The sequence below is a fragment of the Streptomyces sp. KL116D genome (assembly GCF_030766975.1).
Classification (GTDB): Bacteria; Actinomycetota; Actinomycetes; order Streptomycetales; family Streptomycetaceae; genus Streptomyces; species Streptomyces longispororuber_A.
The window spans coordinates 29,955-52,401 of record NZ_JASERH010000060.1; the positions used below are offsets into that span (position 1 = coordinate 29,955).

A 22,447-nucleotide genomic window follows, 5' to 3' on the forward strand; every position below is an offset into this window, starting at 1 on the left:
GTCACGCACCCCTCTCGTAGGCCGGGTCGGGCGGGTCCGCCAGGGTTTCGGCCAGGCGGTGCAGGGCCGTGCGCAGGCGGGTCTTGGCGGTGCCTTCGGGGATGCCGAGTTCGGCCGCCGCCTGACGGTACGTCCGGCCCGCGAAGTACGCCAGGTGCACCACCTGCCGTTGCGGCAGCGGGAGTTCGGCCAGGGCCGAGTGGAGGAGGAGGCTGCGCTCGCGGTCCACGACCCGTTCGTCGGGGCCGGGCTCGGCGGCCGGGATGGCGTGCAGGACCTCGTCGTCGGCGGCGGCCGCCTTGCGGTGCCGGGCCTCGCTGCGCACCCAGTCGACGGCGCGCCGGTGCGCCAGCATGGACAGCCAGGTGCGCAGCGAGCCGCGGCGCGCGTCGAAGGCGTAGGGCCGGGTCCACAGGTGGGCGAAGACCTCCTGGGCGACGTCGTCGGCGGCGCCGGCCGAGCGGGTCACCCGGACGGCGACGCCGCGGACCAGCCCGCCGTAGGTGTCGTACACCTCGGAGAGCGCGCTCTCGTCGCCGTAGACGAGGCGCTGGTGCAGATCGGCGTCGCGCGTCCGTGGGCCTGTCCGGTCCACCGGGTCGGTCGGGTCAGTGCGAGCCACCGGCACCACCACCTTCAGGCCCCTTCCTAGCGTCCGGCGGGACCGGACGCCAGGGGGCGGGCCGGCTTCAGCCGGTGAGTGCGTCGAGCAGCCGGTCGACGTCGGCGACGGTGTTGTACAGATGGAACGAGGCCCTCAAGTTCCCCGCCCGGTCGGAGAGTTCGATTCCGCGCTCGTGCAGCGCGGACTGGCGCGCGCCGAGTCCGGGGACCGACACGATCGGGGAGCCGGGCGCCGGGACGGGCTCGTGCCCCAGGGCAGCGAGGCCGTCCCGGAACCGGTCGGCCAGGGCGAGGTCGTGGGCGCGGATCGCGTCGGGGCCCAGCTCCTCGACGAGGGCGAGGGAGTGCCGGGCGCCCGTGTACGACAGCAGGCCCGGCGTCTCGTCGAACCGGCGGGCGGAGCGGGCGAGTTCGGTGACGGGGCCGTAGCAGCTGTCCCAGGGGCGCTCCCCCGCGACCCAGCCGCCGAAGACCGGGTCGAGGGACTCCAGGTCCTCGGGGCCGACGAAGAAGGCCGCGCCGCGCGGGCAGGTGAGCCACTTGAAGGCGACGGAGGAGACGTAGTCGGCCGCGGCGGCGTGCTCGGCGAGCGGGAACCAGCCGGCGGCCTGCGAGGCGTCGACGTAGAGACGGGCGTCGTGGTCCCGGGTCGCGGTGCGCAGCGCGGCGAGGTCCGCCACGCGGCCGTCCGCCGACTGGGCCGCGCTGACCGCGACCAGGGCCGTGCCGGGCCGGACGGACTCGGCGAGCGCGTCCAGCGGCACGATGCGCACCTTGAGGTCACGGCGCACGTGGAAGGGGTTGATCGTGGAGCTGAACTCGCCCTCCGCCGTGAGGACTTCGGCCCCCTCGGGCAGCGATGCGGCGATCAGGCCGGTGTAGACGGCCACGGAGGCGCCCGTCGCCACGCGGCCGGCCGGCACCCCGGCGATCCGCGCGAAGGCGGCCCGCGCCTCCTCCACGTCGGTGAACAGGGAGTCGATGGGGCCGCCCTGCGCCATGGCGGTGACGGCGTCGCGGACGGCGTCCGCCGCCCGCCCGGGCAGCAGGCCCGAGCTGGCGGTGTTCAGGTAGGTGGTGGCGGGGGTGTACTGGGCGCGGACCAGTTCCAGGTCCAGGACGGGGCCGTGGTGCTCACCGGAGGTCTCCATGGCACCACTGTGCCCCGCCGCCAACTACCCGTCCATTGCGAATAATTGAGCAGTATCTCTAAGGAACCCTTATCAGTGCTGGTCAGGCACCCGGGACCGCGCAGCCGCCGGGGCCGCAGGCGTCGCCGCCGCCGGCGCTGTCGATGACGGTCAGCGGGGAGCGGGCGCCCCAGGCCTGGGTGAGGGCCTGGGTGAAGACCTCGGCGGGCTGGGCGCCGGAGACGCCGAACTTGCGGTCGAGCACGAAGAACGGCACGCCGTTCGCGCCCAGCTCGGCCGCCTCGCGCTCGTCGGCGCGCACCTCGTCCGCGTAGGCGGTGGGGTCGGCGAGGACGGCGCGCACCTCGGCCTCGTCGAGACCCGCCTCGACGGCGAGCCGGACGACGTGCTCCTCGTCGGCGAAGACGGAGCCCTGGTCGGCGAAGTTGCCGCGGTACAGGGCGTCGATCATGGCGTCCTGGACGCCCTTCTCGTGCGCGAGGTGGAGCAGCCGGTGCAGGTCGAAGCTGTTGCCGTAGTCGCGGCCCTCGGTGAGGTAGGGCAGGCCGAGGGCTTCGGCCTGCTGGCCGAGCCCCTTCTCGTTGGCCGCGGCCTGGGCCTCGCTGATGCCGTACTTCTTGGCGATGTGCGGGACGACGAGCCCGGTGTCGCCCTTGGCGATGGTCGGGTCCAGCTCGAAGGACCGGTGCACGACCTCGACCTCGTCCTTGTGCGGGAACGCGTCGAGGGCCTGCTCGAACCGGGACTTGCCGATGTAGCAGAACGGGCAGTTGATGTCGGTCCAGATCTCGACGCGCATGGGGGTCTTCTCGCTTCAGCCGGTGTCGTACGGGCGCAGGTCCACCCTGCGTCCCTGGTACAACCGGATGCCCCCTCCGCTCATTCCCGACGCCCACCCGCGCCCCCGGAAGGGGCGCGGGGAACTGCGCGACCGGCCCCCACCGGCGGACAGCCGACCGTCAAGAGCCGTCGCGCAGCCCCTGCGGCCAGTTCGGGCGGAACTCGATGCCGTCGTACGTGACCACGCACCCCTCCCCCACCGGGGACTGCGCCAGGAAGCCCACGTGGGCCGCCGCCGCGGACTTCTCGTCACCGAGGGAGAAGATCCGGACGAAGGTCCACTTCTCGCCGTCGAGCGAGGCGTGGAACGCGAACGCGGCGCCGGTGCGGCTGATCCGCAGCCAGACCGAGGACCCGGCCACCACGAAGGCGTTCGCGTCGTCGGAGTGGCCGCGGGTGACGACCGTGCAGATCGTCGGCTCGTCCGGGGAGCGCTCGAAGCAGAGCTTCGCCCACTCCCGGTCCCCCACGTGCAGGTAGAGGACGCCCGCGTCGAACGCCGCCTCGAAACCGACCGTGACCCGGGCGATCAGCTGGAAGTCGCCGACCGGCGCCCCGAGCAGCCGGGGCGCGTCGGAGGCCGGTTCCAGCGCGTCACCGGTCGGCGGCACGAAACGGTCCTGGCGGGGACCCGCCCAGCCGGTGAGGGCCCCGTCCTCGTACGACCAGTGGCCGTCGGGGCCGTAGGTGCGCAACGGGAAGGGCAGCTCGGGGAGTTGGAGTTCCATGCCCTCAGTTTTCCAGGCGGCCGTCGTAGCGGCGCGGCAGCCCCAGCGGGTTGTCGTCCCGCAGCTCCGGCGGCAGCAGCGCCTCCGGCGTCGTCTGGTACGAGACCGGGCGCAGCCAGCGCTCGATGGCGGTGCCGCCCACCGAGGTGGAGGTGGAGGTCGTCGCCGGGTACGGGCCGCCGTGGTGCTGGGCGGGGGCGACGGCGACGCCGGTCGGCCAGCCGTTGACCAGGACGCGGCCGGCCACCGGGGTCAGCTCGGCGAGGATCTCGGTGCCCCGGCCCTCGCCCGCGGCCTCGCCGGCCGACAGCTGGACGGTGGCCGTGAGGTTGCCGGGGAGGCGGGAGAGGACCGCGGTGATCTCGTCGGCCGTCTCGTAGCGGGCGACGACGGTGACCGGGCCGAAGCACTCCTCCAGGAGCAGGTCGTGCGGGCCGCCCTGCTGGGCGAGGTGCCCGGCCGGGACCGTGAGGAAGCCGGGGCTGACGGTGTGCTCGCTGCCCGCGCCCGGGGTCACCGGGGCGTCCACGTCCGGCAGCTCGGCGCGCGCGGCGACACCGGCGATGAAGTTGTCGCGCATGCGGTGGTCGAGCAGCACGCCGGCCGCGGTGTCGCTGACGGCGGCCGTGAGCGACTTGACCAGGCTGTCGCCCGCCTCGCCGCGCGGCGCGAAGACCAGGCCGGGCTTCACGCAGAACTGGCCGACGCCGAGCGTCATGGACCCGGCCAGACCGGTGCCGATCTGCTCGGGGCGCTCGGCCGCCGCGGCCTCGGTGATCACGACCGGGTTCAGGGAGCCCAGCTCGCCGTGGAACGGGATCGGCACCGGGCGGGCCGCCGCCGCGTCGAACAGCGCCCGGCCGCCGCGCACGGAGCCGGTGAAGCCGGCCGCCGCGACGAGGGGGTGCTTGACCAGCTCGACCCCGGCCTCGAAGCCGTGGACCAGGCCGAGCACGCCCTCCGGGATGCCGTGCTGGACGGCGGCCCGGCGGATCACGGAGGCGACCAGCTCGGAGGTGGCCGGGTGGTCGGGGTGCGCCTTGACGACGACCGGGCAGCCGGCCGCGAGGGCGCTCGCCGTGTCGCCGCCGGGGACGGAGAAGGCGAAGGGGAAGTTCGACGCCGAGTAGACGGCGACGACGCCCAGCGGGATCTTGTAGCGGCGCAGGTCCGGGATCGGCGGCGTCGCCGTGTCGTCCGGGTGGTCGATGACGACGCCGAGGAAGGCGCCCTCGTCGACGATGTCCGCGAACGCCCTCAGCTGGAAGCAGGTGCGGGCGAGTTCACCGGTGAGCCGGACGGGGCCGAGCGCGGTCTCCGCGTCCGCGGCCTCGACCAGGTGGTCCTTGGCTTCGTCGAGCAGGTCCGCGGCCGTGCGCAGGAACGCGGCGCGGACGGTGCGGTCGGCGAGGGCGGCGCGGGCGTCCTGGGCGGCACGGACTGCCTGGTCCACTTCCTGGGCCGTGGCCTCGACCGCAACCTGTTCCCGCTGCTTCCCGGTTCGGGGGTCGACACTCCAGACTGGTGCTGCTGCCACGACTGCCACGACGGATTTCCTCCAGCTTTTCTCGCGGCTCGCAGGACGGGCCCCGAGGGTCGTTCGATATACTGAACGCTGTCTCTGATGATGAACTCTACGGAGACTATTTCTCGTCGAACGAAGGGGTCAAGGGCGATGTCGGCAGGCGAGACGGGGGCGGCAGCGGGCGCCGGAGCGGGTGGCGCACAGGTCAAGTCGGCGGTGCGCACGGTCGAACTGCTCGAATACTTCGCGGGGCGGCCCGGTATGCACTCCCTGGCCGCGGTCCAGGAGGCCGTGGGATATCCCAAGTCCAGCCTGTACATGCTGCTGCGCACGCTCGTGGAGCTCGGCTGGGTGGAGACCGACGCGACCGGGACGCGGTACGGGATCGGGGTGCGGGCGCTGCTCGTCGGCACCTCGTACATCGACGGCGACGAGGTCGTGGCCGCCGCCCGGCCCACCCTCGACCGGCTCTCCGACGACACGACCGAGACCATCCACCTGGCGCGGCTCGACGGCACGAACGTGGTGTACCTGGCGACCCGGCAGTCGCAGCACTACCTGCGGCCCTTCACCCGGGTCGGGCGCCGGCTGCCCGCGCACTCCACGTCGCTGGGCAAGGCGCTGCTCGCCACCCACACCGACGAGCAGGTCCGCAAGATGCTGCCGGAGACGCTGCCCGCGCTGACCGAGCACACGATCACCGACCGCGAGAAGCTCATCGAGGAGCTGCACGTGGTGCGCGAGCAGGGGTTCGCCGTGGACCGCGAGGAGAACACGCTGGGGCTGCGCTGCTTCGGCGTGGCGATCCCCTACCGGACCCCGGCGCGGGACGCCATCTCGTGCTCCGTGCCGGTGGCCCGGCTGACGCCCGCGCACGAGCAGATGGTGAAGGACGCGCTGTTCGACGCCCGGGACCGGCTGACGCTCGCCACGCGCCGGCTCTGAGGGACGGCCCGCCTCCCCCGCGCGGTGGAGGGGGATCAGCACCGGGCAGGACGTCCGGCGTGCGCGCCGGGACCAGCCTGGACGTATGACTCCCACCACCCGTTCCGTCCTGCGCGCCGGCGCCGTCCTCGCCTGCGTTCCCTATCTCGCCCTGAAGGTCGTCTGGATCGCGGGCGGCCGGATCGGGATCCCCGACGGGAGCGCGCTGCTCGACCACCGCGGCGTCATGGCCGCCGCCAACGCCTTCACCGTGCTGCTCGACGGCGCGGTCGTCGTGCTCGCGCTGCTGCTGACCCGGCCGTGGGGACGGCGGGTGCCCGCGTGGTCGCTCGCCGTGCCGATGTGGGTGGCGACCGGACTGCTCACACCGATCATGACCGGGTTCCCCGCGCAGCTGGCCGTCCGGGCCTTCGCCGGGTCGGCGCCCGCGGCGAAGGAGCGCGAACCGTTCCTCGACGACTGGGTGTTCGCGGTCGTCTACCCGGCCTTCATCGTGCAGGGGCTCTGCCTGGGCGCCCTGTTCGTCGACTACGCCCGGCAGCGGTGGGGACACCTCTGGCAGGGCCGGGTGCGGGACCTGGCCGGGCCGGCGCCGCGCGGCGCCGCCGTGGTCGCCGCCGTGCTCGCGCTGTTCCCCGGGGTGGTGCACCTGCTGTGGGCGGTCGGCGCCGACACCGGGCTCACCGCGGCCCGCGCCGACAGCAGGACCGGCGACTTCTTCGTCATGGAGGCCCTGAACGCGCTGTACCTGGCCACCGCCGTCGCCGGCGGACTGCTGCTGGCGTTCCGGCGGGGCCGGGACCTGCCGGTGAAGCTGCCGCTGGCGATGACCTGGGTCGGGGCGGGCGCGGTGGCGTGCTGGGGCGGCTGGCTGGGGCTCGCCTCGCTGATCGGTCTCGCCGACGACGCCGACCGGCCCACGGCGCTGATGAACCTCACCTACGCTGGGCAGATGATCACCGGTCTGCTCGTCGCCTCCGTCGGGGTCCGCTGCTTCGCCGCCCGCGCGCAGACCCCCGTACGGGCATGAGACGCGCCGCCCGCGCCCTGTTCGGCCGGGTCGCCCGCCGCCGGTGGGTCCATCTGATCCTCGGCGGCGCGCTCGCGATGCCGTACGTACTGGTGGGCTCGGTCGTCGTCGGACCGCTGGTCGGCGCGGACGACGTGTTCACCGATCTGCCGCTCCAACTCCTTTCGTTCCTGGTCGGGTTGCCGCTCGCCGCGGTCACCGCGCTGTTCCCGCTGACCCGGCCGATGTCGGTGGCCGCCGTGCGGGCGCTGTGCTCGGTCGACGGCGGGGCGCTGGCGGACGGGCCGCCGCGCAGCCGGGCCGCGCGGGGCCGCACCGTCGCCTGGTTCACGCTGCACCTGGGGTTCGGCGGGGTGCTGAGCGGGATGACGCTGGCGCTGCCGCCGTTCGCGGTGGCGCTGATCGCGCTGCCGTTCCTCCCGGGGCTGCGGGACTCGAAGCCGGCGCTGCCCGGCGTCCTGCGGCACGGCTGGGCGCTGGTACTCGCGCCGGTCGCGGGCGCGCTGATGCTGGTGGCGCTCGCGGCGGTCGTGGCGCTCGCCTCGGGGCTGCTCGCCCGGTGGGCGCCCGCGCTGCTCGGACCGACCCCGGCGGACCGGCTCGCGGCGGCCGAGGCCCGCGCCGCCGATCTGGCGGTGCGCAACCGGCTCGCACGCGAGCTGCACGACTCCGTGGGCCACGCGCTGAGCGCGGTCACGCTCCAGGCGAGCGCCGCGCGCCGGGTGCTCGACAGCGACCCGGACTTCGTCCGCGAGGCGCTCGCGGCGATCGAGGACACCACCCGCCGCACCGTGGGTGAACTCGACGCCGTCCTGGGCGTGTTGCGGGAGGCGGGCGACGCCTCGGACACCGCACCCGCGCCCACGCTCGCCGACGACCTCGGCGGTCTGCTGCGCCGCACCCGGGCCGCCGGTCTCGACGTGTCGGCGCGGGCCGACGTCGATCCGGCCACCGTTCCGCCGCTCGTCTCCCGGGAGGCGTACCGCATCGTGCAGGAGGCGCTGAGCAACGCCCTCAGGCACGCGGGGACCCCGCTGGAGCTGCGGCTCGTCCGGGACGGCGACGCCCTGCGCATCACCGCCGAGAACGCACTGCCCGCGCACCCCGTCGCCCCGGCCCGCGCGGGCGGCGGCCACGGCCTGTCCGGTGTCGCGGACCGGGCCCGGCTGCTCGGCGGCAGCGCCACGGCCGGGCCCGACGACTCCGGCACGTGGCGCCTCGACGTACGGCTCCCCCTGACCGGCCCCGCCCCGAAAGGACCCACGGCCCCGTGACCGAGCAACCCCTGCGCGTCGTCCTCGCCGACGACGAGCGCATGGTCCGCACCGCGCTGCGCGCCATCCTGTCCGCCGAGCCCGACATCGACGTCGTCGGCGAGGCGGCGACCGGCGCGGAGGCGGTCTCCGTGGTGCGGGAGCTGCGGCCCGACGTGGTCCTCATGGACGTACGGATGCCGGAGGTGGACGGGATCCGGGCGACCGAGCAGATCCTGCGCGGCGCGCCGGAGGGCGCGCCGCGCATCGTCGTCGTCACGACCTTCGAGAACGACGCGTACGTGTACGAGGCGCTGCGCGCGGGCGCGGCCGGGTTCCTGCTGAAGCGGGCCGACGCCGACGCGCTGGTGGGGGCGGTGCGGCTGGTGGCGCGCAGCGACAGCCTGCTCTTCCCGGCCGCCGTGCGGGCGCTGGCCGCGGAGCACGCCACGCGGCAGGCGGTCGCACCCTGGGTGGCGCGGCTCACCGGGCGGGAGAGCGACGTGCTGCGGCTGATGGCGGCCGGGCTGACGAACGCGGAGATCGCCGGCCGGATCGGGGTGGGCGCCGCCACGGTGAAGACGCACGTGGCGGCGGTGCTCGCGAAGACCGGGGCCCGGGACCGTACCCAGGCGGTGATCGCCGCGTACGAGGGCGGCTTCCTGCGGCGGGATTCGTGAGAGGTTTCTGAGAAAAGCAGGACTATCGGAACGAATCGATCGGGTTCGCTCGTCTTCTGTGCGGGATGAACAAGACGATCAGGCGTGCCTCCGTCTTCACGCTGCTGCTCATACTCGCCCTGCTGGTCAGGGCGACCTGGGTGCAGTTCTACGACGGCCAGGCCCTCGCGGACAACGACAAGAACCGGCGGAAGACGATCGCGCAGTACGCGTATCCGCTGGGCGACATCATCGTGGGCGGAAAGGCGGTGACCGGCTCGGCGAGAACGGGAGGCAGCAGTGACCTCGCGTACAAGCGGACCTATGAGAACGGCTCGCTGTACTCGGCGGTGACCGGCTACACGTCGCAGGTGTACGGCTCGACGCAGTTGGAGTCGATCTACCAGGGCGTGCTCGACGGCACCGACGTCCGGCTGAAGAACCCCCTGGACACGCTCACGAACAAGCGCGCCGACCCCGGTGACGTGGTCACGACGATCGACCCGGCCGTGCAGAAGGCCGCGTACAAGGCGCTCGGCGACAAGAAGGGCGCCGCCGTCGCGATCGACCCGGACACCGGGAAGATCCTCGGCATGGTGTCGACGCCCTCGTACGACCCGTCGAAGATCAGCGGTTCGGGCTCGTCGGACGCCCAGGCGTGGAAGGCGCTGACCGAGGACGAAGACTCGCCGACCACGAACCGGGCGCTGAAGCAGGCGCTGCCGCCGGGCTCGACGTTCAAGCTGGTGGTCGCCGCGGCCGCGCTGGAGGACGGGCTGTACGGGTCGGTCGACGAGAGGACCGACTCGCCGAACCCGTACCTGCTGCCGGGGACCAGCACGTACCTGAAGAACGAGAGCGCGAGCGCGCCCTGCGAGGACGCGACCATCCGGACCGCGCTCCAGTACTCCTGCAACAACGTCTTCGGGAAGCTGGCCGTCACTCTCGGACAGGACAAGGTCAGGGCGATGGCCGAGAAGTTCGGCTTCGACGACGCGAAGCTGGACGTGCCCGTGCGGGCCGCCGAGAGCGTGTACCCGTCCGGCATGGACAAGGCGCAGACCGGGCTCTCCGGCATCGGCCAGTTCGACGTCACGGCCACGCCGCTGCAGATCGCCATGGTCTCCGCGACCATCGCCAACGGCGGGAAGCTCGCCTCGCCCCACATGGTGTCCGAGGTGACGGACGCCGACGGCGACGCGATCACCAGCTACCCGGACTCCGACGACTCCCGGGTGGTGAGCGAGTCGACCGCGTCGCAGCTGCGGTCGGCGATGGAGACGGTGGTGTCGAAGGGCACCGGTACGAACGCGCAGATCCCGGGGGCGACGGTCGGCGGCAAGACGGGCACGGCCCAGCACGGCGAGAACAACAGCCAGACGCCGTACGCCTGGTTCACGTCCTACGCGAAGGACGACTCGACCGGGAAGAAGGTCGCGGTCGCCGTGCTCGTGGAGCAGTCCGACGCCGCACGCTCCGAGGTGAGCGGCAACGGGCTGGCGGCGCCGATCGCGAAGGCGATGATGGCCGCCGCGCTGGCCGGGTAGCGGTCCCCCGGCCGCTCAGCGGCGGCGCGACCACCACCGGCGCCGCGCCCGTTCCCCCGCCCGCTCCCGCCCGGATTCCGCGGGAGCGGGCGGCGGCGTCTCCGGCCGCTCCGCCCCGGGCCGCTTGTACCAGGCGTAGACGACCCAGGTGCCGCACGGCTCCCAGCCGTCGTGGGCCAGCTCCGCGTCGCGTGCGCCGCGGTCGCCGGACACCACCTCGCGGCGGTACTCCCAGTGGCGGGGGCGCTCGGGGTCGCGGCGGCTGACGAAGCGGCCGAGCGCGTCGACGTCCTCGACCTCCCAGCCCTCCTCGCCGAAGCGGTCGAGCAGCGTCTCGTCGGCGTAGGTGTCCGCTGACCAGCGCCAGATCTCGAAGCGTTCGTCCGCCGCCGCCCGCCCGGGGGCCAGCCGGCGGGCGAGCTCGGCCGCCGGTCCGAACGCGTCGGCCGGGTCCGGCGACCCTGGTCCGCCGCGGTGCGCCCCGAGTTCGGCGACGGTCGCCGCGGCGTGCTCCGGCGGCAGGCCGCGCGCGCTCAGGAGCCGGGTCAGCTCGTCCCAGTACGCCGGATGGGCCGTCATCCCACGCCCCTTCTCGTGCTTCTCGTGCGCTTCCCGTGCACCGCATTTTCCCCTGTGCCGGATTGGCCGGAACGAGGCGCTCCTAGATGTCCGGTATCACGGACGCCCTTCGAACCGCCGTACGGAACGCTGGTAGCCTCTCGCATCCCGTCGGGCCGCACAGTGAGGGAGGGATCAGCGTGAGCACCGTCGTGGACGACGCCTCCTCCGCCGAGTTCCATGCCTTCTTCGAACGGCATCACGCCGAACTCGCCCGCCTCGCCCACCTGTTGACGGGCGAGCCGGACGCCGCCGACGATCTCGCGGCCGATGCGCTGCTCGCGCTCTGGCACCGCTGGGACCGGGTCAGGGCGGCCGAACACCCCGTCGCGTACGCGCGCGGCGTCGTCGCCAACCTCGCCCGCACCCGGATCCGCAGCGCGGTCCGCGAGCGGCGCCGGGTCGCCCTGTTCTGGTCGGGGCGCCAGGAGCGCACCGAGGGACCGGACGTTCCGGCGGTCGTCGACGTGCAGGGCGCGCTGCGGGAACTGCCGTTCCGCAAAAGGGCGTGTGTGGTGTTGCGGCACGCCTTCGACCTGTCGGAGAAGGAGACGGCGCTCGCCCTCGGGATCTCGGTGGGTACGGTGAAGAGCCAGACCTCGAAGGGCCTGGCCGAGCTGGAGCGCCGGCTCGGCCAGGCCTTCGGTCCCGGTGGGGTGAACGAGCCGACGCCCCGGCGCGTACCCGCGGTGGGCGCGAGGATCGATGCCACGGAAGGAGGCGGGCGATGAGCGACGACCTGCACCAGCAGCTGCGCGAGGCGGCCGACGCGCACCGCCCCGACCGTGCGCGGATGCTCGCCCGCATCGAGCGCGGCATGGCCGAGCCGCCCGGATCGCACGACGTCCCGCCCGACCGGCGCGGACCGGTCGTCGGCTGGGTTCGGATCGCCGGGGTCACCGCCGGGGTCGCGGGCGTGCTCGCCGTGGGCGGGTTCGCGGTCGGCGCGGCGCTGCGCCCGGACGAGGCTCCGCAGCAGAAGGTCGCCGTGTCCCCGACGCCCACCCCGTCGCCGTACGCCACGTCGCGCGAACCCCGGCCGTCCGCGTCGTCGGACCGGCGGACCCCGTCGGCGTCCGCCACCACGCCGGCCCGCTCCGCCTCCGCGCCCGCGAAGCCGTCGGCGAGCTCCGGCCCGGACGACCACGCACCGCCCGCGTCGACCGCCCCTGACACCTCCGACGGGCCGCTGTGGTCGGACGGCTCCGTCGACCCGGGGTCCAACGACTACTGGGCCCAGAGCAACGTCACCTTCAAGTCGAAGGAGCAACTCTCCGCGCTGACCGTCGAGTTGCGGATCTCCCAGACCGGGAAGGTGGTCGGCACGGGCAACTGGCGCTCGCTGCCCGCCGAGGACTTCGACGTGTCCGTCGCCGAGCGGGATGGCTTCCTGGTGTACCGCTGGGTGCTGAAGTCCGGCCGGACGGTGCCGGCCGGCGAGTACGTCTTCGCCGGCCAGTACGACCACGCCGCCGGCAGGCGGGACGCCGGCGACGACGCCTTCGCGGTGACGGCGCGCACGGACGCCGGTGAACGGGCCGCCGTGGGCGGGGACTTCGCGTAGCCCCGAAACAGCGGCGGCCGGGCGGCAACCCTTCCGCGCGGTGCGACGACTAGGGGGCATGACCAAGAAAACCAACCACCCCCCACGTCACCGCCGCCGCGCCACCAGGGGCCGCGTCGCCATCGGCGGCCTCGCCGCGCTCGCGCTCACCGGCGGCGCCCTCGCCACGAGCGGCATGCTCAGCACCGCGGGCGCCGCGACCGCCTGGCCGGAGGCCAAGGGCACCCAGGCCGTGAGCAGCACGATCTCGGTGTCGGGCACCCTCGACGGCGGCTACAAGCGGTACTACGGCTCCGGCGACCTCGGCGGCGACGGCCAGGACGAGGGCCAGGACCCGATCTTCGAGCTGAAGGACGGGGCCACCCTCAAGAACGTCATCATCGGCTCCCCCGCCGCCGACGGCGTGCACTGCGCGGGCAGTTGCACGCTGCAGAACGTCTGGTGGGAGGACGTCGGCGAGGACGCCGCCACCTTCAAGGGCAAGTCGACCTCGTCGGTCTACACGGTGTACGGCGGCGGCGCGAAGTCGGCCTCCGACAAGGTGTTCCAGTTCAACGGCGCCGGCAAGCTCGTCGTCACCAAGTTCCAGGTGTCGAACTTCGGCAAGCTGGTCCGCTCCTGCGGCAACTGCTCGACCCAGTACAAGAACCGCAACATCATCGTCAACGACGTGGACGTGACCTCGCCGGGCAAGTCCATCGTCGGCATCAACTCCAACTACGGCGACACCGCGGCGCTGCGCAACGTCCGCATCCACGGCGACAGCAGCAAGAAGATCAAGCCGTGCGTCCGGTACGAGGGCAACAACACCGGCGCCGAGCCCAAGGAGGTCGGCAGCGGCCCCGACGGCACGTACTGCCAGTACACGGCGTCCGACCTGAGTTACGACTAGATCACTGATCCTGGGCCACTCGGAACCGAGACGCCCCCGCCGGTGGGACCCGGCGGGGGCGTTCTCCCGTCAGCTGACGTAGTACGTCGGGTTGGGGAACTTGTACGTGCGGTCGGCGTGACCGCCCTCCAGGTCGGAGTACTGGTCGCCGAAGTTGCCGACGATGTCGTAGCCGAGGGACTCGATGTGCTTGCGGGTGCCCGCCTTGTACTGGACCGTGGTGCAGTTCCAGGCGGCCGGGGTGGCGCACGAGCTCAGGTAGGCGGGCGGGTCGGTCTTGTCCTTGAGGAAGACGTGGCCGGCGTCGAGGTTGACGTCGATGCCGACCTTCTTGAGGTTCTCCACGGCGGCCGCGCGCTGCGACTCGCCGAGGCCGGAGTTGTAGAAGACCTCGACGCCCTTCGACTCCGCGTAGGCGATGAGCTCGGGGGTGCCGAACACGGCGGGCCGGTCGGCCTTGTTGACGTACTCCTTCCAACTGGCGTCGCTGTAGACGTAGTTGGTCTTCCGCTCGTAGTCGAAGCTGAGCAGCAGCGTGTCGTCGATGTCGAAGATCACGGCGGGCCGGTCGCCCTTGCCGTGGTACTTCTTCGCGGCCTTGGCGATCTGCTTCCTGGCGCCGGCCTGGACCCGCGCGAGGTCCTGTGCGTACTGGCTGTCGGCCGAGGCCTGCCAGACGCCGTCGGCGTCCTGGGTGGCCCCGTAGTAGGAGTCGATCTCCTTGACCAGGAGGCCGATGTTGTGGGGTTCCGCGGTGCTGTGACCGGTGGTGGGACCCGCGTCGGCGGAGCCGACGACGGCGAGCCCCGAGAGGGCGAGGGCGGCGACCGTCGCGGTGGCGGCGGCGAGGTGGCGCTTGCGCATCGGTGACGTGATCCGAATCTGGCCGTGGGGCCGTCGGGGACAGGAACTCCCTGGGGGGTTCCTGCAGGTTGCGGCATGTCTACGCGCATCACATCAGTCGTGCGGCACCCTTTACCCGATCGATACCGGCGGTGCGGCAATCACGGCCATTGCCCAGGTCTGAACCTCGCTTGACCTGGTGTTGAACCCGGCCATCTAAGGTCAGCAGCACACGCACGACACAGCCGGACATTCAGCGAGGACGAGACCACCGTGACTGCCGGAACCACCTTCGCCGCCGCGGGGCACGGGCCGTCGCCCGTGATTCTGGGTGCCTTTCTGCTCGGTGGAGTCGTGGCGGTCTGGACCGGTGTGAACTGGGCGCTCGACCTCCGCGGGATCAGCACCCGGCGGGGCGCCGCGGCGCCCACGGTGTTCGCGCGGCCCGGCTATCTCCGGCTGCTGGGCGCGCTGATGGCGGTGGCGGGGCTGCTGCTGATCCTCGTGGCGTACGCCCTGTGGCACCTGGGCTGAGGACGCGGGTGGTTCAGCGGCGGGGGCCCGCGTGGTGGGTGACGTACGCGGTGACGGCCGGTGCGGTGGGCCGCGGCCGGTAGGCGTAGCCGGGGAGTCGGCGCGGGTCCCAGCCGGTGTCGGAGGTGTAGCCGGCGCCGATGACGGCCGCTGCCCGGGTGTCGAGGTGGGCGGGGTGGCCGTCGATCCAGGAGCCTTCGTCGTGGAAGGCGGTGCCGCCGTAGGCGCCGATGACGGTCGGGGCGCCGTCCCCCGCCTCGTACGCGAAGACGTTGCGTTCGCTGACGACGGCGGATTCGACGCCGACGCCGAGCGCGTACTCGGGGCGGGCGCCGGTGTAGAGGTTGTTGTAGACGTGCACCTGGCCGAAGCGGACGCGCGGGGCGCGCTGCACGATGTCGTGGAACCAGTTCCGGGCGAAGGTGATCTTCAGTTTGCCGCGGTCGCGGTCGCCGCGGCTGTCGCCGGAGCCGATGAGCAGCGCCTTGTCGTGGTCGGTGAAGCGGCTGTCGGCGACGGTGATGTGGTTCGAGCCGTCCTCGATGTCGAGGAGTCCGTCGTGGCGTTGGACGGGCTCGCCGTGGAAGCCGGTCGGCGCCTTGGAGTCGGGGTGGCGGCCGTCGGTGAAGGTGCAGTGCTCGACGAGGATGCGGCTGCCGGTGACGACGGCCATCGCGTCGAAGCGGGCGTTCCAGTTGCCGCTCGCGCCGTCGTCGGGTGACCAGGTGGTGAAGTGGTCGACGGGTGCCTCCAGTTGGAGGTCGCGCACGATGATGTTGGTGCCGGTGTTGACGGTGAGGAAGACGCCGAGGAACCGGGCCCCGTGGACGCCCTGGAGGGTGGTGTTGGCGGGGACCGTCAGCTGGATCTGGAGCTTCTGCCGGTTGGAACCGGTCTGGCGGAGCTGGCGCTGCTGCTTGCAGTCGTCGTAGCGGGTGTCGGACCATTCGGCTCCGTCGGGGCCGAAGCACGCCATGTACCGGGTCCGGTCGTAGCCGGGGGCGTAGTCCTGTTCCCCGAGCAGCCGGCCGGTGCCGTCGTCGGCCTCGGCGCCGTCGATGTCGACGGCGACCCGGATGATCTTGGGTGCGGTGGGTGCGCCGTGGTTGGCGAGGGCCTCCTTGAGTTCGGCGCGGGTGCGCACCGTCCACACGGAGGCGGGGTCGGCGCCGGCGCCGCCGGTGACGGTGCCGCCGTCGGCGCCGGCCCAGCCCTCGACGGTCGGGACGGGTTCGGAGGCGGGTGCCGGGGCGGCGGCGGTCAGCAGGAGGGCGGCGGCGAGGGTCGCGAGGGCGGCGGGGATGGTTCGACGAAACATGACGTGCGGGTCCTTTCGTCGGTGGGGGGTACGGACGGGTGGTCCTCCAGGACGTCGTCCGGCCAGGCGGGTACCGCGTCCTGCACGGGGGCGGCGAAGACGTGGCCGTGCCCGGGCCGGGTCTCGGTGCGCAGCCGCTGCCCGGCGTGGCGGGAGCGCCGGACGGCGTGGTGGAACGCGGGACGGCTGCCGCGCACCGGTTCCGCGGCGGCGGCTCCCGTCCCGGGCCGGCGGGCCCCGACCGCCTCACGCACGGGGCCGCCACTCCCCCAGGTACGTCGCGCGGGTGTGCTCGGCGGCCTGGGCGGCGGTGAGCTGGGGCCGGTTCGCGGGGACGGTGATCGCGGCGCCGGGGCCGGTGTTGCGGTACTCGGCGAAGCGCTGGTCCTGCCACGGGAAGCCGGCGGACATGGTGGCGTAGGGGGCGACCGCGTCGATGCCGGCGCCGAGGTGGGTGTCGCGGACGACGAGCGCGGGCCGGGCGGTGGTGTCGGAGCTGGGCACCCAGGGGCGGGCCAGCTTGTAGAAGGCGTCCGGGGCGGTGGAGGTGACGCGGCTGCGGGTGACCAGGTAGCCGCGCGGGTTGGCGCCGGCGGTCGAGGGCGCGAACACGAACCCGTGGGGCGGGCCGGCGAGGTCGGTCCTGGCCAGGGTCCGGAAGTGGCAGCGGTCGAGGACCGCGGTGGCCCGGCCGAAGACGAAGTCGACGTCGCCCTCGACGTGGCAGTCGCGGAAGTACTGGCGGGCGAAGGCGGTCAGGGACGTCGAGTCGGCGTACAGGGTGTCCTGGTGGCCGAGGAACCGGCACCGGAAGAACGCCGAGCGGTCGCCCTGCACCTTGAGCGCGACGGCCTGGGTGCCGGTGATGCCGGGGTGGTCGGCGCGCAGCCAGTCGTTGGCGAAGGTGAGCGCGTGCGCGGTGAAGCCGTCGGCGCGCAGGGTGACGGTGGCCGAGCCGGTCGTGCCGTACGTGCCGGAGCCGTCGGGCTTCGGGGTGCCGGCGGCGTTGTCGTACACCACGACGGTGTCGCGGGGGTCGCCGGAGGCGCCGATCCAGGTCGCGCCGGTGGCGGTGGCGGGGGCCGAGACGGTCTCCCGGTAGGTGCCCGGGGCGATGACGAGGGTGTGGCCTTCGCCGGTCGCGGCGGTCGCGGCGGCCTGCACGGTGGTGAAGTCGCCGGCGCCGGCGGCGTCGACGTAGAGCGTCCGCTCGGTGAGGCGGGCCTTCGGCGATCCGTAGCGGCCGAAGGGGTGGTTCCTTCTGTCGGTGGCCGTGGCGGGGGGTGCGCCGAGGGCGGCGAAGGCGAGGGCGAGGGCGGCGCTCCCTCCGAGGAACCCTCTCCGGTTCGGGTGCGGGGTCATGGCGTGCTCCTTCGGGGTCGGCGGGTCCACTCGTCTGCCGGGTCGGTGCGGTGGGCTGGTGCGGGTCCGGTGGGGGCTGGTCGCGCAGTTCCCCGCGCCCCTGGAGCATGCGGCTTCGCCGCAGCCCCATCGGCGCCCCCTGAGACGGCGCACGAAGTGCGCCTCGCAGGGGCGCGGGGAACGGCGCGAGAAGCCCCGCCCACCCGCGCCCGACAACGAACTCAGCGGAGCGCTTGCGCTCCTGCGCCCCTCGACACGATCCCCGGCACCACCTTCGCCGGGTCGACATGGCCCCGCAGGACCGGAGTCCACCCCGCCCCGGAGCGGAGCGTCTCCTCCGGGATCTCGGCGTTGTGGACGGCGACGAGATCGACCGGCTTCCCGTTCACGAGGTTCCCGTCCGCGGTGATCGGCGCCTCGGACCACTTCTTCAGGATCTTCGCCGGACTCACCCCCGCGGCCAGCGTGAACGCGTTGTGCTCGGCGACGATCTGCGACTCCTTGCCGACGCCGAACGAGTAGCTGAAGTCGCCGTCGCCCACGAAGTGGTTGTTGTACGAGTCGACCTGCCCGAAGCGGACGCGCGGCGCGCGCTCGACCAGGTTCCTGAACAGGTTGTGGTGGAACGTGACCTTGAGGTGTCCGCGGTCGATGGCGGTGGTCGCCGCGTTGTCGCTGTTGCCGACGAGGATCGTCTTGTCGTGGTCGGCGAAGACGTTCCAGGAGGCGGTCACGTGGTCGGCGCCCTTGACGACGTCGAGTTCGCCGTCGTGCTGCTGGAAGATCCGGCCGTAGTAGCTGGGCAGCGTCGAGTCGGGGTGGGCGCCGTCGGTGAACGTGTTGTGGTCCATCCACACGTGCGTGGAGCCGTTGACGACGGCCGAGTCGTACTCGGAGTTCCAGTTGCCGTCGGCGGTGTCGGTGGGGTCCCACTGCGGGAAGCAGTCGAGCGGGGACTCCAGGGTGAGGCCGCGCACGATGACGTTGTCGACGCCGCCGATCTGGAGGCTGCCGCCGACGATCCCGGGGTTCCTGCCGACGCCGATGATGGTGGTGTTGGCGGGGACGTCCGCCTTGATGGCGGCGGCCTGGCGCGCGGCGGACAGGTTGCGCAGGTACTCCTGGGTGCCGGGGGTCTGCTTCTGCTCCTCCAGGTCGGTGTCGCGGCCCCAGACGGCCGGGTCGTAGTCGGCGAGGTACTGGTCGAAGTCGTAGCCGTCGACGGCGAAGTCGTCGCAGGTGGCGCCGTCCGCGTCGAGGGTTCCCTTGATCTTGATGATCCGCGGGGCGGTGCCGTCCTGGGCGAGGGCGGCCCGGAACTCGTCCCAGGTGGTGACGGTGTGGACGCGGTCGGGCGCGGCGGCGGCGCCGCCGGTGGTGCCGGTGCCCTCGGCGGCCCAGCCGTCACCGGCGGGCAGCACCTGGCGGGCGAGGTCGCGGCCGTGGGCCTGGGCGGCGCCGGTACCGGTGACGGCGAGCACCAGGGCGGTGCATCCGACGACCCCGGCTATGACACGCCCATGACATATCTGTGTACGCACTGTGCGGCTCCTCAGGCGGGTGGACTCACAAGAGACGGACGGGGATCTGGCGAGATTCGAGCAGGCGATCAAGCGATCGGGCGATCGGGCGATCGGGCGAGAACCGGGCAGGGGCTCAGGCGGGTGTCGTCCCGGGCAGCCAGCTCAGCCGGGACTGCCACGCCGGTGCCAGCTCGTCGATCTCGTCGCCGAGCCGGCGCACGTCGCGGGCCGGCAGGACCCGGGCGCGCAGCAGCTCGCGGGCGGCGAGGCGGGCCACGGCGATGGCGCCAGGCGGGTTGAAGTGGGTGTTGTCCTGCTCCGTCGCGGTCCAGTTGAAGTAGACCTTCGTCCGCTCGGCGCCGAGCTCCTGCCACAGCGCGAGGGAGAGCGCCTCGACGTCGAGCAGGGCGACGCCCTCCGCCTTCGCCAGGGCCCGCATCGCCGCCGGGTAGTCGCCGTGCGTGGGCAGGGCGGCACCGTTCGCGTCGAACTTCCGGCGCTCGACGGAGGTCGCGAGCACCGGGCGCGCACCCTTGGCGCGGGCCCCGTCGAGGTAGCGCTTCAGATACTGCTGGTACGTCGACCAGGGCTCCGTGTAGCGCGTGGGGTCGGCGCTCTTCTCGTCGTTGTGCGCGAACTGGACGAGCAGGAAGTCGCCGGGGCGGATCGTGGCGAGGATCGCGTCGAGGCGGCCCTCGTCGACGAAGCTCTTCGAACTGCGGCCGTTGACGGCGTGGTTGGCGACCTCGATGCGGTCGGCGAGGAAGAACGGCAGGGCCGTGCCCCAGCCGGTCTCGGGTTTGGCGTCGGCGTACTTCTGGGCGGCGGTGGAGTCGCCCGCGATGAACAGGGTGCGGCGGCCCGGGGCGGTCCCGGCGGCGGCCGGGGAGGCGAGGGCCGCCGCCAGGGGCAGCGCCGCGAGCGCGGCCAGCGTGGTTCTTCGAGTGGTCGACACGACGGCGTGCCGTCCTTTCGTGAGGGGGCCGGCGGCGGGAGCGGCGCGACGTGAGGCATCCCGCGGCCGGCCCGGTCGAGCGGGCGAGGGCAGTGGGAACCGGCTAGTTGGCCTGTTCCTTCCACTCCGCCTGCGCCTTGTTCAGCTGCTCGGCGAGGGTGTCGAGGAACTGCTTGGCGGTCTGCTTGCCGAGGAGCACCTTCTGGAAGTCGTCCTCGTTGTCGGCCTTGGAGATGGTGTTCCAGTCGGGCAGGTAGTACGGCAGCTGCACGATCTTGGTGGAGCCGGACTCCAGGGCCGCGGCGGCGAGCTTGGTCGGCTCGGACTTCTGGACCCAGTCGTCCTTGGCGGCCTCGGTGTTGGCCGGGATCTGCTTGGCCGACTCGTTCCACTTGCTGTTCTCCGCGTGCGACGCGGCGAACTCGATGAACTGCCAGGCGGCCTTCTTGTTCTTGCTCGCCTTGAACAGGCCGAGTCCGTCGACCGGGTTGGAGACCTGCACGCGCGTGCCGGTGTCGCCGGTCGGGTTGGGCAGGCCGCGGAACTTGTCGCCGAACGCCTTCACGTGGTCGCCGTAGGAGCCCAGGTTGTGGCTGAGCATGCCGATCTTGCCGTTGTCGAACTGCGAGACCATCTTGGTGAAGTCGTTGTTGACGTCGGCGGACGGCGTCGCCTTCTTGTACAGGCCGGCGTACTTCGCCAGCGCCGCGACGTTCTTCGGGTCGTTGACCGTCGTCTTGGTGTTGTCGGCGTCCCAGAACGAGGTGATGCCGCTCTGGCCGTACATCACGTCGAGGGCCTGGGCGATGGAGCCCTCGCCGCCGCGGATGGTGTAGCCGAACTCGTTCTTGCCGGTGGCGGTGAGCTCGGTGGCCGCGGCGAAGAACTTGGTCCAGGTCTCGGGGGCGTCCAGGCCCGCCTTCTCGAAGAGGTCGGTGCGGTAGTACAGGACGCCGTTGTTGGCCGAGGTCGGCACCGTGTACAGGTCGGATCCCGAGCCGCCCGCCGCCTTCACCGACTCCAGGAAGGCGTTGTTGAGCTTGCCGTTGAGGGAGCTGGTGGCGAGGCGGTCGTCGAGCGGTTCGAGGGCCTGCTGCGCGGCGATGCCGGCGAGCATCGCGGTGCCCACGCCGCCGACGTCGGGCAGGCCGCCGCCCTGGATGGCGGTGTCGTACTTGGACTGCACGTTCTCGGCGGGGATGCCGACGTACTTGACCTTGATGTCCGGGTACTTCTTCTCGAAGTCCTTGATGATCTCCATCCAGACGTCGCGGCGCACCGCCGTGTTGTTGTCCCAGAAGGTGATCTCGCCCTTGCCCGAGCCCTCGTCGCCCTTGCCGCCGCCACCGCTGCTGCCGTCGTCGCCGCAGGCGGTGGCGGTGAACGCGAGCACGGTGGTCAGGGCGAGGGCGGTGCCGGTGCGGAGCGCGCCTCTGCGCGTACGGATGTTCATGTTCGGCTCTCTTCTTCCGGTTCTTCTGCTGGATCCGACTAGGGGTTTCTCAAGGAGGCCTGGGGGCCGGAGAACTTCTTGACCAGGGCGGGCACGGCGGCGGCCGGGTCCAGGTGGTAGCGGTACTGGGCGCGCGGGTCGAAGGCGTCGCCCCAGGCGTCGGTGCGGCCCGTGGTGTTCTTCAGGATCGAGCCGCGCTGCACCAGTTCGGCCGTGGCGTCGGCCTGGTAGGGGTGCTGGACGCTGTCGTAGTAGCTGTTCTCGATGACCATCTCGGTGCGGCCGCGGGACCAGTTGCCGTACGTCCATACGGGGTCGCCGGGGTCGTTCTGGGCGGTCAGGTAGTTGTTGTAGAGGTGCGCGTACCGGCAGTTGTCGGCGGACGGGTTGCGCTGCTTGGTGCCGGTGAACCAGTTGTGGTCGATGGTGATCTTCGTGATGACGTTCGTGGTCCAGCCGATGCCGAACGTCTTGTTGTTGTTCTCGAACCGGTTGGCGGAGACCGTGATGTAGTCGCTGTCCTTGCGGATGTCGAGCTGGCCGTCGCAGATGTTCGAGAACCGGTTGTGGTCGATCCACACGTGGTCGGCGGTGTCCATCTGGATGCCGTCGAAGTCGGTGTCCTTGCAGTCCCAGTTGCCCTCGATCGCGGAGTCGCGGATCGTGAGGTTGCGGATGACGACGTTGCTGGTGCCGGGGTTCAGGTGGAGTTCGCCCTGGACGAGTTCGCCCCGCGTGCCGACGCCGACGATCGTCTTGTCGGAGGCGACGACCACGTTCGCGCCGAACGGCTCGGCCGTGATCGTGGCGGCGACGCGGATGACGTAGGGCTCCTCGGCGGCCGCGTACTTCTCCAGCTCGGCCTGGGTCGTGACGGTGACGACCCGGCCGCCCGCCCCGCCGGTGGTGCCGCCGGCCAGGGAGGCGAAGCCGTGCGCCGTGGCGGCCGGGCGGTCGATGGGGGCCGCCTGCGCCGACGGGCTCAGGGTGGTGAGGCCGAGGGCGGCGGCGAGCGCCACGAGGGCGGTTCTGGTCCGGTGGCGCTTGCTGCGGTGGAGGTGCATCGTTGCGGCTCCCAACAGG

23 protein-coding genes are annotated in these 22,447 nt (G+C 72.5%); 9 read left to right on the plus strand and 14 right to left on the minus strand.

Going from position 1 to position 22,447, the window contains the following annotated elements:
- Position 1 precedes the first annotated feature (1 nt).
- The 5 genes from RBJ77_RS24285 to RBJ77_RS24305 all read right to left on the minus strand — a co-directional run bounded on the left by RBJ77_RS24285 (position 2) and on the right by RBJ77_RS24305 (position 4,880).
- Entirely contained in the window at positions 2–634 is a 633-nt protein-coding gene (locus tag RBJ77_RS24285; RefSeq protein ID WP_372346968.1) for an RNA polymerase sigma factor, read from the minus strand.
- Between the two features lie 55 nt (positions 635–689).
- Positions 690–1,775 (minus strand): aminotransferase class V-fold PLP-dependent enzyme, encoded by a 1,086-nt coding sequence (locus tag RBJ77_RS24290; protein WP_372346969.1) that lies wholly within the window; start codon positions 1,773–1,775, stop codon positions 690–692.
- 82 nt (positions 1,776–1,857) lie between these two features.
- Complete coding sequence (locus RBJ77_RS24295; protein ID WP_372346970.1) at positions 1,858–2,574, minus strand: DsbA family oxidoreductase; 717 nt, start codon at positions 2,572–2,574, stop codon at positions 1,858–1,860.
- A 160-nt stretch (positions 2,575–2,734) separates the two neighbouring features.
- Positions 2,735–3,343: a DUF1349 domain-containing protein gene (locus RBJ77_RS24300; RefSeq protein ID WP_372346971.1), complete on the minus strand. Its 609-nt coding sequence runs from the start codon at positions 3,341–3,343 to the stop codon at positions 2,735–2,737.
- Positions 3,344–3,347: 4 nt separating this feature from the next.
- Positions 3,348–4,880: an aldehyde dehydrogenase (NADP(+)) gene (locus RBJ77_RS24305; RefSeq protein ID WP_372346972.1), complete on the minus strand. Its 1,533-nt coding sequence runs from the start codon at positions 4,878–4,880 to the stop codon at positions 3,348–3,350.
- A 138-nt stretch (positions 4,881–5,018) separates the two neighbouring features.
- On the opposite strand from RBJ77_RS24305, the gene RBJ77_RS24310 reads away from it, so the two are divergent.
- From RBJ77_RS24310 to RBJ77_RS24330, 5 genes are all read left to right on the plus strand, one after another.
- A complete protein-coding gene (locus RBJ77_RS24310) occupies positions 5,019–5,813 on the plus strand; it encodes an IclR family transcriptional regulator (RefSeq protein ID WP_255972742.1) in 795 nt (264 codons plus the stop codon).
- An 85-nt stretch (positions 5,814–5,898) separates the two neighbouring features.
- Positions 5,899–6,843: a hypothetical protein gene (locus RBJ77_RS24315; RefSeq protein WP_372346973.1), complete on the plus strand. Its 945-nt coding sequence runs from the start codon at positions 5,899–5,901 to the stop codon at positions 6,841–6,843.
- Positions 6,840–8,117, plus strand: a complete 1,278-nt coding sequence (locus RBJ77_RS24320; RefSeq protein ID WP_372346974.1) for a sensor histidine kinase — start codon at positions 6,840–6,842, stop codon at positions 8,115–8,117. The genes RBJ77_RS24315 and RBJ77_RS24320 overlap by 4 nt, the downstream gene beginning before the upstream one ends.
- Before the next feature lie 41 nt (positions 8,118–8,158).
- Complete coding sequence (locus RBJ77_RS24325) at positions 8,159–8,776, plus strand: response regulator (RefSeq protein ID WP_372347100.1); 618 nt, start codon at positions 8,159–8,161, stop codon at positions 8,774–8,776.
- Positions 8,777–8,841: 65 nt separating this feature from the next.
- Positions 8,842–10,302 carry a peptidoglycan D,D-transpeptidase FtsI family protein gene (locus RBJ77_RS24330; protein ID WP_372346975.1) on the plus strand — a complete coding sequence of 487 codons (1,461 nt, stop codon included), beginning with the start codon at positions 8,842–8,844 and terminating at the stop codon, positions 10,300–10,302.
- A 15-nt stretch (positions 10,303–10,317) separates the two neighbouring features.
- Here the strand turns inward: RBJ77_RS24330 and RBJ77_RS24335 are convergent, their stop codons facing one another.
- Positions 10,318–10,881, minus strand: coding sequence for a hypothetical protein (locus tag RBJ77_RS24335; protein ID WP_372346976.1), 564 nt, complete (start codon positions 10,879–10,881; stop codon positions 10,318–10,320).
- Between the two features lie 179 nt (positions 10,882–11,060).
- Between RBJ77_RS24335 and RBJ77_RS24340 the strand changes: the two genes are divergently transcribed.
- Genes RBJ77_RS24340 through RBJ77_RS24350 form a run of 3 tightly spaced genes read left to right on the plus strand, consistent with a single transcriptional unit; the run spans position 11,061 to position 13,376 of the window.
- Entirely contained in the window at positions 11,061–11,651 is a 591-nt protein-coding gene (locus RBJ77_RS24340; RefSeq protein ID WP_372346977.1) for a SigE family RNA polymerase sigma factor, read from the plus strand.
- Positions 11,648–12,484, plus strand: coding sequence for a hypothetical protein (locus tag RBJ77_RS24345; RefSeq protein WP_372346978.1), 837 nt, complete (start codon positions 11,648–11,650; stop codon positions 12,482–12,484). The genes RBJ77_RS24340 and RBJ77_RS24345 overlap by 4 nt, the downstream gene beginning before the upstream one ends.
- A gap of 58 nt (positions 12,485–12,542) precedes the next feature.
- Positions 12,543–13,376: a pectate lyase gene (locus RBJ77_RS24350; RefSeq protein ID WP_372346979.1), complete on the plus strand. Its 834-nt coding sequence runs from the start codon at positions 12,543–12,545 to the stop codon at positions 13,374–13,376.
- A gap of 69 nt (positions 13,377–13,445) precedes the next feature.
- On the opposite strand, the gene RBJ77_RS24355 is transcribed toward RBJ77_RS24350, so the two are convergent.
- On the minus strand, positions 13,446–14,240 hold the full coding sequence (locus RBJ77_RS24355; RefSeq protein WP_372346980.1) for an HAD family acid phosphatase: 795 nt from the start codon (positions 14,238–14,240) through the stop codon (positions 13,446–13,448).
- Between the two features lie 252 nt (positions 14,241–14,492).
- On the opposite strand from RBJ77_RS24355, the gene RBJ77_RS24360 reads away from it, so the two are divergent.
- On the plus strand, positions 14,493–14,753 hold the full coding sequence (locus RBJ77_RS24360; protein ID WP_372346981.1) for a hypothetical protein: 261 nt from the start codon (positions 14,493–14,495) through the stop codon (positions 14,751–14,753).
- Between the two features lie 13 nt (positions 14,754–14,766).
- On the opposite strand, the gene RBJ77_RS24365 is transcribed toward RBJ77_RS24360, so the two are convergent.
- From RBJ77_RS24365 to RBJ77_RS24395, 7 genes are all read right to left on the minus strand, one after another.
- Positions 14,767–16,071, minus strand: coding sequence for a polysaccharide lyase family 1 protein (locus RBJ77_RS24365; protein ID WP_372346982.1), 1,305 nt, complete (start codon positions 16,069–16,071; stop codon positions 14,767–14,769).
- Entirely contained in the window at positions 16,014–16,325 is a 312-nt protein-coding gene (locus RBJ77_RS24370) for a hypothetical protein (RefSeq protein ID WP_372346983.1), read from the minus strand. Before RBJ77_RS24370 ends, RBJ77_RS24365 begins: the two co-directional genes overlap by 58 nt.
- The gene (locus RBJ77_RS24375; protein WP_372346984.1) at positions 16,318–17,433 is read right to left on the minus strand and encodes a pectinesterase family protein; all 1,116 of its coding nucleotides are present in this window, start codon (positions 17,431–17,433) and stop codon (positions 16,318–16,320) included. The genes RBJ77_RS24370 and RBJ77_RS24375 overlap by 8 nt, the downstream gene beginning before the upstream one ends.
- A gap of 221 nt (positions 17,434–17,654) precedes the next feature.
- Positions 17,655–18,974, minus strand: a complete 1,320-nt coding sequence (locus RBJ77_RS24380) for a polysaccharide lyase family 1 protein (protein WP_372346985.1) — start codon at positions 18,972–18,974, stop codon at positions 17,655–17,657.
- A 115-nt stretch (positions 18,975–19,089) separates the two neighbouring features.
- Entirely contained in the window at positions 19,090–19,911 is an 822-nt protein-coding gene (locus tag RBJ77_RS24385; RefSeq protein ID WP_372346986.1) for a rhamnogalacturonan acetylesterase, read from the minus strand.
- 103 nt (positions 19,912–20,014) lie between these two features.
- Positions 20,015–21,364, minus strand: coding sequence for a sugar ABC transporter substrate-binding protein (locus tag RBJ77_RS24390; RefSeq protein ID WP_372346987.1), 1,350 nt, complete (start codon positions 21,362–21,364; stop codon positions 20,015–20,017).
- A gap of 38 nt (positions 21,365–21,402) precedes the next feature.
- Positions 21,403–22,428 (minus strand): polysaccharide lyase family 1 protein, encoded by a 1,026-nt coding sequence (locus RBJ77_RS24395; protein WP_372346988.1) that lies wholly within the window; start codon positions 22,426–22,428, stop codon positions 21,403–21,405.
- Positions 22,429–22,447: the final 19 nt, after the last annotated feature.